The following is a 15,348-nucleotide window of genomic DNA, read 5'->3' on the forward strand; positions in this document are numbered from 1 at the left end:
CGAAGGCCGCCTCCGGGCGGCCTTCTTTTTGCCGATCATGGCCCGTGCTTTCCAATTCAACCGGCGGCCAAAACCCACTACGGTGACGCCCGATTCGAATTGTTTGGGCCTGATCTGATCGGAAAACCGCTTCACATTTTTCCGGATCATGCCCCATTGCCTCGGGGATTTCATCGATGCGCGCGCTTCTGTTTTGCTCCACGGCCGTTCTGGCGGCTCTGCTTGCAGTTTCGCCTGAGGTCGCATCCGCCCAGATGAAGCTGGCGCCGAAGGCCACGGCGCCCGGCGGCGTCGAGACGCGCTATTTCACCTCGATCGACGGGCTGATGGACGGCAATGCCGATGTGATCCTGAAGGAGACACGCCAGGGCAAGACCGTCACCGCAGCCGTGCTCGACGTCTGTTATCCCGTCGCGAAGAATTCCGACCGCAAGGACCGCTTCGTCGTCAATCTCCAAGTCGCGGGCCAGAACCTGACGGGTACGACGCAGAGCCTCGGCGCGAAGGCGCCGGTCACCGTCAAGCTGCTGCGCAAACAGGCCGGAGACACGTTCGAATTCCGCGGCCAGATCAGCATTGGCCAGGCCGTGACCGAGGTCACCTCGCCCGACAATTCCGATCTCAGCGAGAAGGAATTCCTCGACAACCAGACTTCCGACGACGGCATCACGCCGCAGCCGAAGGATTTCACCGACGTCTCGCCGGAAGCGATCGCGGTCAAGGTCAAGCTGGATGCAGCAACCGAGTTCCTCAAGAGCCTGAAGGGCCAGGATGTCGAGGTGACGCTGGCGAGCCTCACCGTCGGCTGCGACGCGCTGCGCGCGGGCGAGCAGACCATCAACATGTCGGTCGATCCGGAGCGCGCCGGCGCGCTGCTGGCAAAATTCAAGGCGACGCCCGGCGTCACCGCCGCGGGCTGGACCGCGGGCATGACCGAGATGGACCGCACCATCCGCATTGCCGCCGCCGACTGGAGCGACGGCGACAAGATCAACCGCGACAAGCTCGCGGCCGCGGTAGCTGGCGTGCTGAGCAGGACGCTCGCTGCAAAGCCGGTCTCGCAGAGCTTCAACCCGGCGACCGGCAAGCTCAAGCTGGTGTTCAAGCGGCCGAACCAGGACTTTCCCGCGCTCGAGCTCACCGACACGATCGAGGTCGCGGGCCTCGTCTCGCCCGACAAGCCCGGCACGACCGACAAGCTCATGCTCTGGGTCGGGAGTCCCGCGACCACGACCACCGACGAGAGCAACGGCGCCAAGCTCAATCTCTCGGACGAAGCGACCGCCGACGAGGAAGGCGATCAGCCCGACGACAACGGTTCGGTCGACGCGCTGGCCAAGGAGCTGAAAGGCCAGCGCTGGGACGCCGACAAGTCGGTGTGGAAGTAGACCCTCGTGCCCCGGACGCAGCGCAGCACGTCAGTGATGCGCTGCTGAGCCGGGGCCCAGATGCCGCGCACGAGATCGACGACAGATACCTGGGTCCCGGCTCTGCGCAGCAGCGTGCACGCTGCAGCGCGTCCGGGACACGAGAGCGAGACCTAATTCCCGTTGACGCGGAAGCGCAGCGGCTTGGGGCCGACGAGCGTGAGCACGTCGCCCTGGCGCTTCCAGGTCTCGACGCTGCCCAGCGCTGCAACGAGATCGTCGTCGGCCTGGGCCCTTGCCGGTGGGCAGGATCGGTCCTGGATCTGGCCGGGGACGAAGATCACGGTGTTGCCGGCGACCGAGAACTGGCCCTTGCCGCCCTTGCACCAGAGCTCCAGCACGACCTCGCCATTGTCGCCGATCTCGATGTTCGGAATCCGCTTCGAGCCCGGCTGCGGCAGCGCCTCCAGCGTCATCTCGGTGCCGAACGGAAAACCGTCCTCCGCACGCGCGAGCGTGGACATCGCGAGCATTGCAACCGCCGCACACACCGTCTGCCTGAACGAAACCATGAGACCTCTCGACCGACCTGATTTGCGGCACCTTCTATAAGACGGCGGCGCCGTTGAGAAGGTTCGCCATGCGTCACGCAGAAATCCCCGCGAGCAGCAACTCGCGGGGATTTGCGTTGAAGCCGGGCGTGGCGTGCTACTTCAGCACCATCGCCGTGAACGGATAGACATAGGCCTGTAGCGTCACGAGCACGCCGACGAGGCAGGCCAGCACGATCGAGTGCCAGAACACGAAGCGCAGGATGGTGCCCTCGTGGCCGTACCAGTTGGTGGCCGTGGATGCGACCACGATCGATTGCGCGTCGATCATCTTGCCCATCACACCGCCGGACGAGTTCGCCGCGCCCATCAGGATCGGCGACAGGCCGAGTTGCTCGGAGGTGATCTTCTGCAGGTTTCCGAACAGCACGTTGGAGGCGGTGTCCGATCCCGTCAGCGCCACGCCCAACCAGCCGAGCAGCGTGCCGAAGAAGGGATACAGCACGCCGGTTGCAGCGAAGGCCAGGCCGAGCGTCGCGTCGACGCCGGAGAGCCGCGTCAGCGTGCCGATGGCAAGCATCGCCGAGATCGTGATCAGCGAAATCGCACACAGCCGGATGGTGCGCCCGTACTGGATCAAGAGCTTGCCGGGCCCGACGCCCATCAGGAAGCCGGAGATGATCGCGGCGATCAGCATGCCCGTGCCGGTGAACGAGAGATAGGTGAAGCCGAACACCGCGCTCTCTTTCGTCGGCCCTGGCGCAACCGGCGGCATCTTGTTGATCATCTGATGCAGCTCGGGAACGGGATAGCTCCAGGTGAAGATCGAGTTCGCCCAGGTCTTGAATCCACCATTGCCCCAGATCAGCATCACGATACAGACGATGATCCACGGCAGCAGCGCGCTGAACAGCTCGCTTTGCGTCAGCGGCGTCTTGTCCATCGGTTTTGCCGCGGCCATGGTGGCGGCCGATTCATCGCGGCCGCGCAGCGCCGGGGACAGCCAGAGCTGCCTGGGTTGCCAGACCTTCAGGAACAGGATCAGCGCCCCCATCGAGATCAGCGACGCACCGATGTCGACGATCCAGGGATTGACGTAGTTGGAGATCACGAATTGTGGGACCGCGAACGACACGCCGGTGACCAGGATGGCCGGCCACACGTCCTTCATGCCCCTCCAGCCCGCGAACGCCCACACCACCCAGAACGGCACGATCAGCGAGAAGAACGGCAATTGCCGGCCGACCATCGCGCCGAGGATGTAGGGATCAAGCCCGGTGACCGAGGCAAGGCCCTGGATCGGCGTACCCAGCGCGCCATAGGCGACCGGCGCGGTGTTGGCGATCAGCGACAGGCCGCTTGCTGCAAGCGGCGAGAAGCCGAGGCCGATCAGGACGGCGCCCGTGATCGCGACCGGCGTCCCGAAGCCCGAGGCGCCTTCGAAGAAGGCGCCGAACGAGAATGCGATCAGCAGCAATTGCAACCGCCGGTCCTCGGTGACGCCGCCGACCGCGCGCTTGAGCAATTCGAAGCGTCCGGTGGTCACCGTCACCTGGTAGAGGAAGATGACGTTGAGAACGATCCAGCCGATCGGGAAGAAGCCGGTGACGATGCCCAGCACCGAGGCGCGGATCGACATGTTCGCCGGCATGGTGAAGACGAAGATCGTGATCAAATTGGCCACGATCACGGCAATGACCGCCGCGATATGAGCCTGGACGCGGCCGCTCGCGATCAGGACCAGCAATGTGACGACAGGGACTGCCGCCGCGATCGTCGACAGCACAGGGCTGTGCAACGGGTCATAAACTTGATTCCACATGATCTTCCTCCCCACGCATGTGTGCTGCAGGCGGCCCGCGTGGACAGCCGATCCTGCTTGACGCTGAAGCGATAACCCCCGAGCTGGACGCGAATTCCTCGCGAATGCAGCGGTTCCCGTCCGCTCACAAGCTCGCGAAATCCCGGAGGCCCCCACCCCGCGCCGATGGGCCCATGCTAGGGTTGCAAGCTGCGACAAGCCAACGCAAATTGCAGGACTTGCGACTTTAGTCTAAGTGCGCCGATTTCCGCCATCGTCCCAGGTCTTTGGCCCGGGCAGTTGTGCACATCCCCTCAGGAGACAGAGCTCTGTGAAGAACATCAGCGCCACGCTCGCGATCGTCTGGCGAATCGCCGCCCCGTATTTCCGGTCGGAGGACAAATGGGCCGGCCGCGGCCTGCTCGCCGCTGTCATCGCAATGGAGCTGGCGCTGGTCGCGATCGACGTCCTGGTCAATCAATGGCAGAACCGGTTCTACAGCTCGCTGCAGGCAAGTGACTGGGATAGCTTCGTCAGGGAGATCTGGATCTTCATCGGCCTCGCCTCCGCCTTCATCGCGCTGGCGGTCTACAAGCTGTACCTGAACCAGTGGCTCCAGATCCGCTGGCGGCAATGGCTGACCCGGCACTATTTGGGCGAATGGCTGCAAGGCGCCACCCACTACCGCATGCAGCTCAAGGGCGATGCGGCCGACAACCCGGACCAGCGCATCACCGAGGACGTCAAGAATTTCGTCGAGCAGACCCTGACCATCGGGCTCGGCCTGCTCTCGTCGATCGTGACGCTGTTCTCCTTCGTGATCATCCTCTGGGGCCTTTCCAACGCCGCGCCGTTGCACCTGTTCGGCGCCGATCTCATGATCCCCGGCTACCTGTGCTGGGGCGCGCTGGTCTATGCGATCTTCGGCACCGCGCTGACGCACTGGATCGGTGCCCCGCTGGTCAATCTCAATTTCGAGCAGCAGCGCTATGAAGCCGACTTCCGCTTCAACCTCGTCCGCGTCCGCGAAAATTCCGAGCAGATCGCGCTGCTCAAGGGCGAAGGCGCCGAGCGCGGCCGCCTGCTGGACCGCTTCGGCTTCGTGATTGGCAATTGGTACGCCATCATGAGCCGTACCAAGCGCCTCACCGCGTTCACCGCGAGCTATCAGCAGGCCGCCGTGATCTTTCCCTACGTGCTGGTGGCGCCGGCCTTCTTCGCCAAGAAGATCCAGCTTGGCGACATGATGCAGACCGCCTCCGCCTTCTCGAGCGTACAGGGCGCATTGTCGTTCTTCGTCACGGCCTACCGGTCGCTGGCGGAATGGCGCTCGATCGTCGCCCGCCTCGACGGCTTCGAGATGTCGGTCGATGCGGCCGCGCACCTGCCGCCGCACGAGCCTGCGATTGCCCTCAAGGCCGCCGGCGGCAATCGCAATATCGCGCTCGAGCAGCTCTGCGTGAACCTGCCGAGCGGCACGCCGCTGGTCGCCGCCGACGCCTTCTCCGTCCAGACGCCGGAGCGCGTGCTGGTGACCGGACCATCGGGCTCCGGCAAGTCGACGCTGTTCCGGGCCATCGCCGGCATCTGGCCGTTCGGCACCGGCAGCATCTTCGTCCCGGAAAAGGCGAAGCTGATGATGCTGCCCCAGCGCCCCTATTTCCCGGTCGGCGTGCTGCGCGACGCGGTGGTCTACCCGGCCGCGCCGGGCGCGTTCGAAACCTCACGCGTCAGGGATGCGTTGATCGCGGTCGGGCTGCCCGACCTCGCCGAGCGGCTTGAGGAGGACGGTCATTGGAACCGGATGCTGTCGCTCGGCGAGCAGCAGCGCCTCGGGCTCGCCCGCGCGCTGCTGCACGCGCCGGACTATCTGTTCCTGGACGAGGCCACGGCCTCGCTGGACGAGCCGTCCGAGGCCCGCCTGTACCGGTTGCTGGCGGAGAAGCTGCCACAGGCCACCCTCGTCTCGATCGGCCACCGCTCGACGCTGGAAGCCTTCCATACCCGCAAGGTGACGATGGTGAAGCACGGCGCGATTCACGTCCTCGGTGACGCTGGCGTGCCGGTTGAGAAGGAGCCGAGCGCGGCACGTTGAGGCGGCTCGAATAGCCTGACGTTATGGCCCTTCGTTGCGGCCATCTTTCGAGACGTCCGCCTTTGGCAGGCTCTCAGGAGGAGGTCTGTCGTCGGGGTGAAATCTGTGAGCCCTCGTGGTGAGGAGCCCGCCGGGCGGGCTTCTCGAACCATGCAGGCCCGTGGCCTGGCCCCAAAGCCCCAAAGCCCCAAAAGCAAAAGGGCGGCAGGTTGCCCTGCCGCCCTCATCAAGTCGCTTCGGGAAGAAGCTTACTTCAGGTTGCTCATCGCCGTCAGGTCGAACGACAGCTTGGCAATGCCGGCCGCGCCGCACCAGTTGGAGCCGACGCCTGACGGATTGATCGCGGTCACGAAGGTGCCGGTCGAAGCGGTCAGGTTGCCGCGAGCCGCGTAGTCGCTGGTGAAGGCGTTGCAATCACCCTTGGAGAGATTGGTGTCGGAGTAGCGCAGGTCCAGCGTCGCCACCTTATAGGTGAAGCCGATGCCGAGATTCCAGGTGTTGTAGTCGGCATACTTGATGCCGTTCGGGAAAGCGACAGTGCCGTAGAAACTGTCGGAGGTGCCGAGCCATTGACGACCGAACTCACCCGAGACGTACATGCCGACGCCGCTGGGGCCGAAGACGGTGGACGGCGCGGTGTACTTGCCGGTGACCGAAGCGTAGTTGCCCCAGGCACCCGAGTTCAGATAGCTCGGGGTGTAGTATTCGGTGATGCCGAACGTCCAGTTGTCGTTCACCGTGTAGGTGGCCTTGCCGTAAACTTCGAAGAAGCTCAGGTCCTTCTTGATCACGTTGGTGTTCAGAAGGGCCTTCTCGGCGCAGCCAGCGCCCTGGAACACGCCGGCGTTGTCGATACCGGTGCCGCCGAAGTAGCAGGTGCCACCCGGATACAAGTAGCCCCAGACGCCGATGTCGAAGGCGAAGGCGCCGAAGGTCGGGCGGATACCGCCGTAGATGTCGATTTCGCCGGCAGCACGGTTCGGGAACGAGATGCTCTCACCGGCCACGCCAACGTAGAGCTGGAGGTCCTTGGTGAGGTTGTAGCGCGGCTCGAAATAGGCGGCGACCGACGGCTTGTGATTCGACTGGGTGATGCCGCGGAAGACGTAGTCGCTCATGATCGCGCCACCGAAGGCGACATCCCAGGGGTCAAAGGCGGGCGGCGGCGGCGCCTTCAGTGCCTTCACATGCATGTCTGCCGCGAAAGCCGAGCCCGTCACCATTGCCAGCGCCGTTGCCAACAAAGCCACTTTTTTCATTTCGATCCCCATCACCAGTTCTAAGACCCCAGCCGGATCCCGGAAGCCCCCCGGAACGCACGACCTGATTGCAAATTTCGTAACTGCGGCAATCTGGATGCAGTGGCGTAAACCGAGAAGCAAAAAACGCGGGCATCTGCCGACTTTTTGGGCGTTCTGACGATTCCACGGAAGGTTGTCAGCCTGTGTGTCTTCTCGAACACATTATTTGCATTCCAAAGTGCACTGGGAGGCCCGGGTTAGTACGGGTCCTGCGGTACCGTGCTGCCCCCACCACGAATCAGGCTGCTTTCGGACAAGACCATCCTCCGCCCGCCGGCGCGCCGATGCAAAAAAGGCCGCAGCATCACCGCTGCGGCCTTCCTGTTGTCGATCGTGGTCGTCGGATGGGATCCAGCCTTCGGCCTGACCTTGGGCTTACCCTTGTCCTTCGGCCGGTGTCGTGTCCGCAGAAGACGAAGGCATCGCCCAGCTTGTCTCGGCGGCGGCCTCGGGAGCCGGAGCTGCCGGCGTTGACGGCTTCGGCGCGGGAGCTGCCTTCGCCTTCTTCGGCGTCGCTTTCTTCGCAGCCTTCTTGGCGGCCTTCTTAGGGGCAGCCTGCTTAGCGGCTTTCTTGGCCGACTTCTTGGCGGCCTTCTTCGGCGCGGCCTTCTTGGCAGATTTCTTTGTGGCTTTCTTGGCAGACTTCTTCGCGGACTTCTTGGCTGCCTTCTTTGAGGTCTTCTTCGCCGCTACCGCCTTCTTGGCCTTTTTGGCCTTCTTGCTTTTTTTCTTCTTCGCTTTCGCCATCGTGGTCCTCCTGTTGCCGCCGAACAATGGTCGATCGGGTGTCTTCAACCGTCACCTCCGGACGAAAGCTCAGCCCTCGAAAGCTCAGTCTTCGAAAGCTCAGTCTTGCGCGTTCAATGCCGGCCGCGATCCGCCCGTAGCCCAATCGAGAAGCTCAATCGTGTGTACGACCGGAACTGACGTGCCACTGGCAATCTGCACCATGCAGCCGATATTGCCTGCGGCAATCATGTCCGGCTTGACGCTCGCGATGTTGGCGACCTTGCGATCGCGCAACCGGCCCGCAAGCTCGGGCTGGAGAATGTTGTAAGTCCCCGCCGAACCGCAACACAAATGGCTCTCCGGCACATCTTTCACCACGAATCCATTATTGGAAAGCAATTCTTTCGGAAGGCCCGTGATTTTCTGCCCGTGCTGCAACGAACACGCAGAGTGATAGGCGACGACGATGTTGTCCTGTCGCGCGGTGGCCGCGAGTCCAAGGCCGGCGACGTATTCAGTGATGTCCTTGGCGAGCGCAGAGACCTTCGCCGCATCGGCGGCAAACGCAGCGTCCTCTCGCAGAAGATAGCCGTAGTCCTTGATCACGGTGCCGCAGCCTGACGCCGTCACCAGGATGGCGTCGAGCCCCTCGCCGGCCGCTTCCGCGCGCCACGCCGCGACATTGGCGCGAGCCCGCCCCAATGCGTCCTGGTCGTTGCCGAGGTGATGGGTCAGCGCGCCGCAGCACTGCTCGTCCCTGACGAGGACGACCTCGATGCCGTGGCGCGTGAGGAGACTGATGGCGGCCTGGTTGATGCGCGGCGCCAGCACCTGCTGGGCGCAGCCCTGGAGCAGCGCGACCCGGCCGCGCTTCTTGCCGAGTGCCGCGAACACACTGCCGGCGGCGGGCCCCGGTGGCGGCAGCCGGTCCGGCGCCAGCGCCAGCATCGCCTTGAGGCGCAGGATCAGGCCGGGTGTCGCCGACGGCCGGGGCGTCGGCAGGAACGCGGCCAGCGGGCGGGCCAGCCGCGCCAGCCACATGCTGGCGCGGAAACGCTGCGGGTCCGGCAGGACGAAGGCCAGCACCCGGCGCAGCAACCGCTCGGCAAGCGGCCGCTCGTAACGCTGCTCGATCCTGACCCGGGCCTGATCGACCAGATGCATGTAGTTCACCCCCGAGGGGCAGGTCGTCATACAGGCCAGGCACGACAGGCAGCGGTCGACATGTTTGACAACTTCGGCCGTCGGCGTCTGGTCCTTCTCCAGCATCTCCTTGATCAGATAGATGCGGCCGCGCGGGCTATCGAGCTCGTCGCCAAGCAGCACATAGGTCGGGCAGGTTGCGGTGCAGAAGCCGCAATGGACGCAGGCGCGCAGGATCTTGTCGGCTTCCGCGATGTCGGGATCGGCGAGCTGCGCGAGTGAGAATTCGGTCTTCATGCCGCAACGCCCCGCGTCAGCCGGCCCCGGTTGAGGATGGTCTTCGGATCGAAACTGGCGCGGACCCGCTCGCTCAACGCGGCAAGGCCAGGGGCCTGCGGGGGGAATACATCGATCGTGCGCCTGATGTCCTCGGCCGCCCGGATCAGCGTGGCGTGCCCGCCGGCCGCATTGACACGTTCGCGCACGGCCGGGGCATGCGCGTCCGGCGTCGGTGGCAAAGCCGCCCAGACCAGTCCACCACCCCAATCGTAGATCAATTCGCCACCGGTCTCGCGCGCCAGCAGCGTCCCGAGCGCCGCGCCCGACGCCGGCGGACAGACGATCCGCCAGACCGGCCAGGCCCCCAGCGCGCCGTCAGCCGCGAACGGCAGGACATCGCGGATCGTAGTCCACAGCGCCGCTGACGCGACGTCCTCGACCAGCGTCGCGGTTCCGAACGGCGCCAGCAATTCGCGCAGCGAGCCGGCACGGTGGGCGGCCGAGGCGGTAATGCCCTCGAGCCGCAGCATGGTCAACGCCTCGCTTTGACCTGCGATATCGCCGAGGCCTTCGATCTTGGTCCGGAACGCCGATGTCGGCAGGTGCGCGGCCCCGGAGACGTCGAAGGGCGAGCCGAGCGCCGCCGTCATCGCCTTGTTGGCGGCGGCATCGTCGAGCCCGCGCAGCAACAGCGTCCGCTCGGCCTCCGGCTTCGGCATCACCTTCAGCGTGACCTCGGTCATGACCGACAGCGTGCCCCAGGAACCGGCGAGAAGCTTGCAGAGGTCGTAGCCGGTGACGTTCTTCACCACCTTGCCGCCGGTCTTGAAGCTGTCGCCGAAACCGGAGACGGCATGCGCCCCAAGCAGATGGTCGCGCGCCCCACCCGCCTTGATCCGGCGCGGACCGGCCAGGCCAGCCGCGATCATGCCGCCGATGGTGCCGAGCGCGGGCGTGCCGAGCAGCGGCGCGGTGTTCATCGGCTCGAAGGCGAATTGCTGGTTCTTGGCATCGATCAGCGACAGCACGTCGGCCAGCGGCGCCCCGGCCTGGAGCGTGACAATGAGTTCGTTGGGCTCGTAGGCGATGATGGCGTTCAGCGCGGAGACGTCGAGCACGGCGTTGGTTGCCATCGCATGGCCGATGCCGCGCTTGGAGCCATGGCCGATGATCTCGAGCGGCTGCTCATTGGCAATCGCCGCGCGCACCACCTCTTCGACGTCTTTGGCGTCTCGTACCTTGAGCGTATCCACGCCTGTAGCGGGTAACGAAGTTTGCAGCGAAAATCAAATTTGGCGCGTTGCAGCGAGGCGACGTTAAAATCGCGGGATGTCGGGAAACGCCACCCTCCCCGCGTGCACATGCATGCGCCCGAGCTCGGCACAGCGGTGCAGGGTCGGAAACACCTTTCCGGGATTGAGCAGGCCCTGGGCATCGAAGGCGCATTTCAGGCGCTGCTGCTGATTGAGGTCGATCTCGCTGAACATCTCCGGCATCAGATCCCGCTTCTCGATGCCAACGCCGTGCTCGCCGGTGAGCACGCCGCCGAACTCGACGCAGGCGCGCAGGATGTCGGCGCCGAAGGCTTCGGCGCGCTCGATCTCGCCGGGCTTGTTGGCGTCATAGAGGATCAGCGGATGCAGATTGCCGTCGCCGGCATGGAACACGTTGGCGCAGCCGAGCTGGTATTTTTCCGATAGCTCGCGGATGCGCGCCAGCGCCTTCGGCAGCGCGCCGCGCGGAATCGTACCGTCCATGCAGAGATAGTCGGGCGAGATGCGGCCGACCGCGGGGAACGCGGCCTTGCGGCCGGCCCAGAACAGGTTGCGCTCGGCCTCCGAGGCCGAGATCTGGCAGGTGGTCGAGCCGCAAGCGTTCGCAATCGTCTCGACCCGCGTGATCAGCTCGTCGACCTCGATCTTGGGACCGTCGAGCTCGATGATGAGCAGCGCCTCGACGTCGAGCGGATAGCCGGCGTGGACGAAGGCTTCCGCGGCATGGATTGCCGGCTTGTCCATCATCTCCATGCCGCCGGGAATGATGCCGGCGCCGATGATGCGCGCCACGCATTCGCCGGCCGCCTCGACTTGCGCGAAGCCGACCATCAGCGCGCGCGCCGTCTCCGGCTTTTGCAGGATGCGCACCGTGATCTCGGTGATGACGCCGAGCAGACCTTCGGAGCCGGTGATGACGCCCATCAGGTCGTAGCCGGAATTCTCCGTCGATTTGCCGCCGATGCGCAGGATCTCGCCGCTCATCAGCACGATCTCGCAGCCGAGCACGTTGTTGGTGGTCATGCCGTATTTCAGGCAGTGCACGCCGCCGGAATTCTCCGCGACATTGCCGCCGATCGAGCAGGCGATCTGCGAGGACGGATCCGGCGCGTAGTAGAACCCGGCATGCGCAACCGCCTGGCTGATCGCGAGGTTGGTGACGCCGGGCTCGGTGACGACGGCGCGGTTGTCGAAATCGATCTCGCGGATGCGCTTGAACTTGCCGAGGCCCAGGAGCACGCCGTCTTCCAGCGGCAGCGCGCCGCCGGACAGCGAGGTGCCGGAGCCGCGCGGCACCACCTTGATGCCCTGCCCTGCACAATATTTCAGGACGAGCGAAACCTGCTCGGTCGTGTCGGGCAGCACCACGACCATCGGCGGCTGCCGATAGGCCGTCAATCCGTCGGATTCATAGGCCCGCATCTCGGCAGGCGTATCGATCACGCCTTCGCCCGGCACGATTGCGCGCAATGCAGCCACGATCTCAGCGCGGCGCGCAAGCACGGCCTGGTCGCTCGCGGGCATCATGATGGCCATAACATTTCCTTCATGGCATATCCTTCCGGCCAAGGCCGCACGATCGATTTGTCGCGATAAATCAACCACGTCCGCGGTGGTTTGGGTAGGCCATCCGAAAGTCGGATCGACGATCTTGCGCGAGTTCGCTCTGGGACAAGTAGGAAATCGTGAAACCTGCCATGGTTTGGCGGCTTGTCCAATCCGAGCAGGCCTGCCAAAACCGGCAGGTCCGACCATTGCCGATCAGGCATGCAACTGACCAGCCCCCAGGGAAGAGACGAAGAGCACCCGATGACAAAACTGATTTTTGGCGCCTTGACCATCCTCACCGCGATTGCCACCGCACCTGCCGCGATGGCGCAGGATGCCGCGGCCGGCAAGTCTTCGTTCAACAAATGCCTGGCCTGTCACGCGATCGGCGAAGGCGCCAAGAACAAGGTCGGCCCCGAGCTCAACGGCCTCGACGGCCGCAAGTCCGGCACCGCGCCGGACTACAATTACTCCGACGCCAACAAGAATTCCGGCATCACCTGGAACGAGGCGCAGTTCAAGGAATACATCAAGGACCCCAAGGCCAAGATCCCCGGCACCAAGATGGCATTCGCCGGCATCAAGAACGAAACCGAGATCAACAATCTCTGGGCCTACGTGTCGCAGTTCGACAAGGACGGGAAGGTCAAGCAGTAAGCGCGCGACGGGCGGCCGCTAATCGGCGGCCGCCTGCGCCGGCGCGATTTTCCCGATCATCATCTCGATCTCCGTCTTCACGAGATCCGGCACCGCGTTCTGCACCATGTGGCCGAGATCGGGCAGCACGATCAGCTTGGCATTCTGCACGGCGGCGGCGAACGGGCGCGCGTGAATGGCGGTCTTCACCGTCTTGTCGGGCTCGCCGGCGATGATCGTGACCGGCGCCGATATCTCGCCGTAGCGCGCGACCTGCGCGGCGACCGCTTCCTTCAGCGTCACCAGATCATAGGCATTGGCGATGAACTCGCGCGGGCGCAGCAGTAGCGGCGTCGCGGAGTCCTGCACGAAACCATCCGGCATCATTTGCGGCAGGAAGACGTTGCGCGCGCCAGGCTCGCTCAGGAAGTAGCCCAGCGGCAGGGTTATGGTGTAGGCGAGCAGCGGGCCGATCACGGGCGTTGCGATGATCTCGTTGTAGCGGCCGACGCCGCCGCGCCAGGGATGGGTGACGGGCGCGAGCATCACAAGGCCCGCGACGCGGCCGGGATGATCGAGCGCCAGCCGCGCGCCGAGCGCGCCGCTCCAGGAATGCACCACGAAGACCGCGCGATCGATCCCGAGCTTGCCAAGCGCCTCATCGATCATCCGCGCCTGCACCTCCGGCGTCGAATCCTGCCGCCGCGCCCGCGTGCTCCAGCCGTGGCCGGGACGGTCGATCAGGATGACGCGATGATCCCTGGCAAGGAGGTCGCCGAGCGGCCGCCGCATCGCTTCGAGGTTGGAGCTCGCGCCGTGCAGCATCACGATCGGCAGGCCCGGATCGTGCGGGCCGATATCGACGAGGTGAAGCACGGCGCCATCGACCTCGATCATCCGGCCCTGCGGTGGAAAGGCGCGTTGCACGGCGAGGACGCCGGCCTGCGTGACCAGCGCCAGCACAACCAGCGCGGTCACGACTGACATCACGATCATGGATGGAATCCGGGCGATCCAGGGCACAGGGCAGTTACGCGGCTTACGGGCGGCAGTTTCGCCCGGGGAGCCCCCGCGCTCCACTTGAAATGGCGGGGCTGTGGATATGTGCATAATTCAAGCGGGAAAAACGCAACGAAATCAATACCGCTCCCCGAAGCACGCAGGCTTCGAAACAGCTTCATGCCGTCGTCATCGCGGCTTCCTTATAATCGCCACGGTCGGTTCCGCCATTTAGACGCGGGTGGGCGCCGATCGTGCTCGCAACCCTCGGGGATGCGGGAAAGACCGGCAGGATTTATCCTGATTTGAACCGGAGAATTTCGATGAGCCTGAGATCCAAAGACACTGCGATCGACGAGATCGTGGCAAGCTGCCACGGCGACCTGCGCGGTGCCGTGCGCGCGCTGCTGCTGATCAACGAGCACCTCGAGACGGAGCTGGCAAAGGCCTACGCCGCAGCGGTCGATCGCGGCCTCGCCGAGCGTGAAGGCAGCGTTTTGCACTAGGTGCTGTCGACCTAGTTCGTGCTGTCCTCGTCCTTTTCCTCGTCAGGCGTGGGTGCGGGACAGGCGCGGATGGTCGAACGGGCAAGCTTGGCGTCGGCCTTCGATTTGTAAGGACCGTCACCGAACCAGACGTCGCCGATGATCACGGGATTGCTGGTCACGATGTTGCATTTTCCGGTGGCGCGATTGCCGACCACCCAGAACAGTCCGTCGGCAAGGCTCGCCGTGCTCGATGCCAACAGCAACATACCTGCAAAGATCAAACGCTTCATGGCTGTGCTCCCGCGATGAAGGTAGGCCTGCGGCGGGGCCACCCATACCCCTCGTAACGCGGCGCGTGTCATCGTGGTTAATCGGCTAGCGCCGCATTCGCTCGAGCAATGATCGACTTGTCCGCTAAATGTCGCGGCCTTCGACCTTCTCGGTCAGCGCCTTGACCTGATCGGGGATCTTCTCGAGGTGCGGATTGACGGCGAGCGCCTTGCGGTAGGCCTCAAGCGCACGCTTTTCGTCGCCGACTTCCTGCATGATCATGCCGAGGCCTGCGAGCGCGCCGAAATGGCGGGGCTCGCGGATCAACACCTCGCGAATGTCGGCGAGCGAGCGGCCATAGTCGTTCTGCATGTAGTAGAGCGTCGCGCGACGATTCCAAGCTTCGATGTAATCGGGCCTGAGCTTCACGACCGAATCCAGCAGCTTGATCGCAACCTCGATCTTCTTTGCGTCGACCGCGGTCTTGGCCCGCGCCATCAGCAGCGCCGCGGTGTCGCTCGGGGTCTGGATCCAGATCGCCCAGATCCGCGCCTCGACGTGCTTGGCGCTGGCCTCGTCGGGCGCAGCTTTCAGCGCGCCGAACAGGAAATCGAGATTCTTGGTGCGATCGACCTTGGGCAGCTTGGCCGGCGCTTCCGGAAGTTTCTTCTGCTTGCCGGGCGGGGCCGGCGGATCAGCCTGCGCCAGCGCCGGAGCGAGGCCGGCGGCTCCCAGCACAAGGGCCAGACACAGGGTGCGCGCGACGAGGAATCTCACTGCCATGGTCGAAGTCTAAACGCGCAAAGCCGCCCTTGCAAAGCAGGGCGGCGTCAAACTCGTGTGAGACCGTGGTCTTGCGGAGCGCGC

14 protein-coding genes are annotated in these 15,348 nt (G+C 64.6%); 4 read left to right on the forward strand and 10 right to left on the reverse strand.

The features are described from left to right. Positions 1–176: 176 nt before the first annotated feature. A complete protein-coding gene (locus tag BRA471DRAFT_RS32180; RefSeq protein ID WP_007614986.1) occupies positions 177–1,388 on the forward strand; it encodes a hypothetical protein in 1,212 nt (403 codons plus the stop codon). A 152-nt stretch (positions 1,389–1,540) separates the two neighbouring features. Here the strand turns inward: BRA471DRAFT_RS32180 and BRA471DRAFT_RS32185 are convergent, their stop codons facing one another. Together BRA471DRAFT_RS32185 and BRA471DRAFT_RS32190 are read right to left on the reverse strand one after the other, a co-directional pair. Further along, positions 1,541–1,939, reverse strand: a complete 399-nt coding sequence (locus BRA471DRAFT_RS32185) for an META domain-containing protein (protein WP_007614988.1) — start codon at positions 1,937–1,939, stop codon at positions 1,541–1,543. Positions 1,940–2,075: 136 nt separating this feature from the next. Then, a complete protein-coding gene (locus tag BRA471DRAFT_RS32190) occupies positions 2,076–3,740 on the reverse strand; it encodes an L-lactate permease (protein ID WP_007614990.1) in 1,665 nt (554 codons plus the stop codon). Between the two features lie 310 nt (positions 3,741–4,050). On the opposite strand from BRA471DRAFT_RS32190, the gene BRA471DRAFT_RS32195 reads away from it, so the two are divergent. Next, positions 4,051–5,814 (forward strand): ABC transporter ATP-binding protein/permease, encoded by a 1,764-nt coding sequence (locus BRA471DRAFT_RS32195; protein WP_007614992.1) that lies wholly within the window; start codon positions 4,051–4,053, stop codon positions 5,812–5,814. Between the two features lie 248 nt (positions 5,815–6,062). On the opposite strand, the gene BRA471DRAFT_RS32200 is transcribed toward BRA471DRAFT_RS32195, so the two are convergent. The 5 genes from BRA471DRAFT_RS32200 to BRA471DRAFT_RS32220 all read right to left on the reverse strand — a co-directional run bounded on the left by BRA471DRAFT_RS32200 (position 6,063) and on the right by BRA471DRAFT_RS32220 (position 12,076). Next, the gene (locus BRA471DRAFT_RS32200) at positions 6,063–7,073 is read right to left on the reverse strand and encodes a TorF family putative porin (RefSeq protein ID WP_007614994.1); all 1,011 of its coding nucleotides are present in this window, start codon (positions 7,071–7,073) and stop codon (positions 6,063–6,065) included. Between the two features lie 417 nt (positions 7,074–7,490). Continuing rightward, on the reverse strand, positions 7,491–7,862 hold the full coding sequence (locus tag BRA471DRAFT_RS32205; protein ID WP_007614995.1) for a hypothetical protein: 372 nt from the start codon (positions 7,860–7,862) through the stop codon (positions 7,491–7,493). Positions 7,863–7,961: 99 nt separating this feature from the next. After that, positions 7,962–9,284 (reverse strand): glycolate oxidase subunit GlcF, encoded by a 1,323-nt coding sequence (glcF, locus tag BRA471DRAFT_RS32210; RefSeq protein WP_007614996.1) that lies wholly within the window; start codon positions 9,282–9,284, stop codon positions 7,962–7,964. Continuing rightward, positions 9,281–10,519, reverse strand: coding sequence for an FAD-binding protein (locus BRA471DRAFT_RS32215; protein WP_007614997.1), 1,239 nt, complete (start codon positions 10,517–10,519; stop codon positions 9,281–9,283). The genes glcF and BRA471DRAFT_RS32215 overlap by 4 nt, the downstream gene beginning before the upstream one ends. Positions 10,520–10,582: 63 nt before the next feature. Beyond that, the gene (locus tag BRA471DRAFT_RS32220; protein WP_007614999.1) at positions 10,583–12,076 is read right to left on the reverse strand and encodes an FAD-linked oxidase C-terminal domain-containing protein; all 1,494 of its coding nucleotides are present in this window, start codon (positions 12,074–12,076) and stop codon (positions 10,583–10,585) included. Positions 12,077–12,349: 273 nt separating this feature from the next. Here BRA471DRAFT_RS32220 and cycA point away from each other — a divergent pair, with 273 nt between their 5' ends. Continuing rightward, the gene (gene cycA, locus BRA471DRAFT_RS32225) at positions 12,350–12,745 is read left to right on the forward strand and encodes a cytochrome c-550 CycA (RefSeq protein WP_007615001.1); all 396 of its coding nucleotides are present in this window, start codon (positions 12,350–12,352) and stop codon (positions 12,743–12,745) included. An 18-nt stretch (positions 12,746–12,763) separates the two neighbouring features. Here the strand turns inward: cycA and BRA471DRAFT_RS32230 are convergent, their stop codons facing one another. Further along, positions 12,764–13,720, reverse strand: coding sequence for an alpha/beta fold hydrolase (locus BRA471DRAFT_RS32230; protein ID WP_007615003.1), 957 nt, complete (start codon positions 13,718–13,720; stop codon positions 12,764–12,766). A gap of 326 nt (positions 13,721–14,046) precedes the next feature. On the opposite strand from BRA471DRAFT_RS32230, the gene BRA471DRAFT_RS32235 reads away from it, so the two are divergent. Continuing rightward, positions 14,047–14,229 (forward strand): hypothetical protein, encoded by a 183-nt coding sequence (locus BRA471DRAFT_RS32235; RefSeq protein ID WP_007596968.1) that lies wholly within the window; start codon positions 14,047–14,049, stop codon positions 14,227–14,229. An 11-nt stretch (positions 14,230–14,240) separates the two neighbouring features. Here the strand turns inward: BRA471DRAFT_RS32235 and BRA471DRAFT_RS32240 are convergent, their stop codons facing one another. Further along, positions 14,241–14,501 carry a hypothetical protein gene (locus tag BRA471DRAFT_RS32240; RefSeq protein WP_007615004.1) on the reverse strand — a complete coding sequence of 87 codons (261 nt, stop codon included), beginning with the start codon at positions 14,499–14,501 and terminating at the stop codon, positions 14,241–14,243. A gap of 124 nt (positions 14,502–14,625) precedes the next feature. Next, the gene (locus tag BRA471DRAFT_RS32245; protein ID WP_007615005.1) at positions 14,626–15,264 is read right to left on the reverse strand and encodes a tetratricopeptide repeat protein; all 639 of its coding nucleotides are present in this window, start codon (positions 15,262–15,264) and stop codon (positions 14,626–14,628) included. Positions 15,265–15,348 lie beyond the last annotated feature (84 nt).

Origin of the sequence: Bradyrhizobium sp. WSM471 (assembly GCF_000244915.1) — a bacterium.
GTDB lineage: Bacteria > Pseudomonadota > Alphaproteobacteria > Rhizobiales > Xanthobacteraceae > Bradyrhizobium.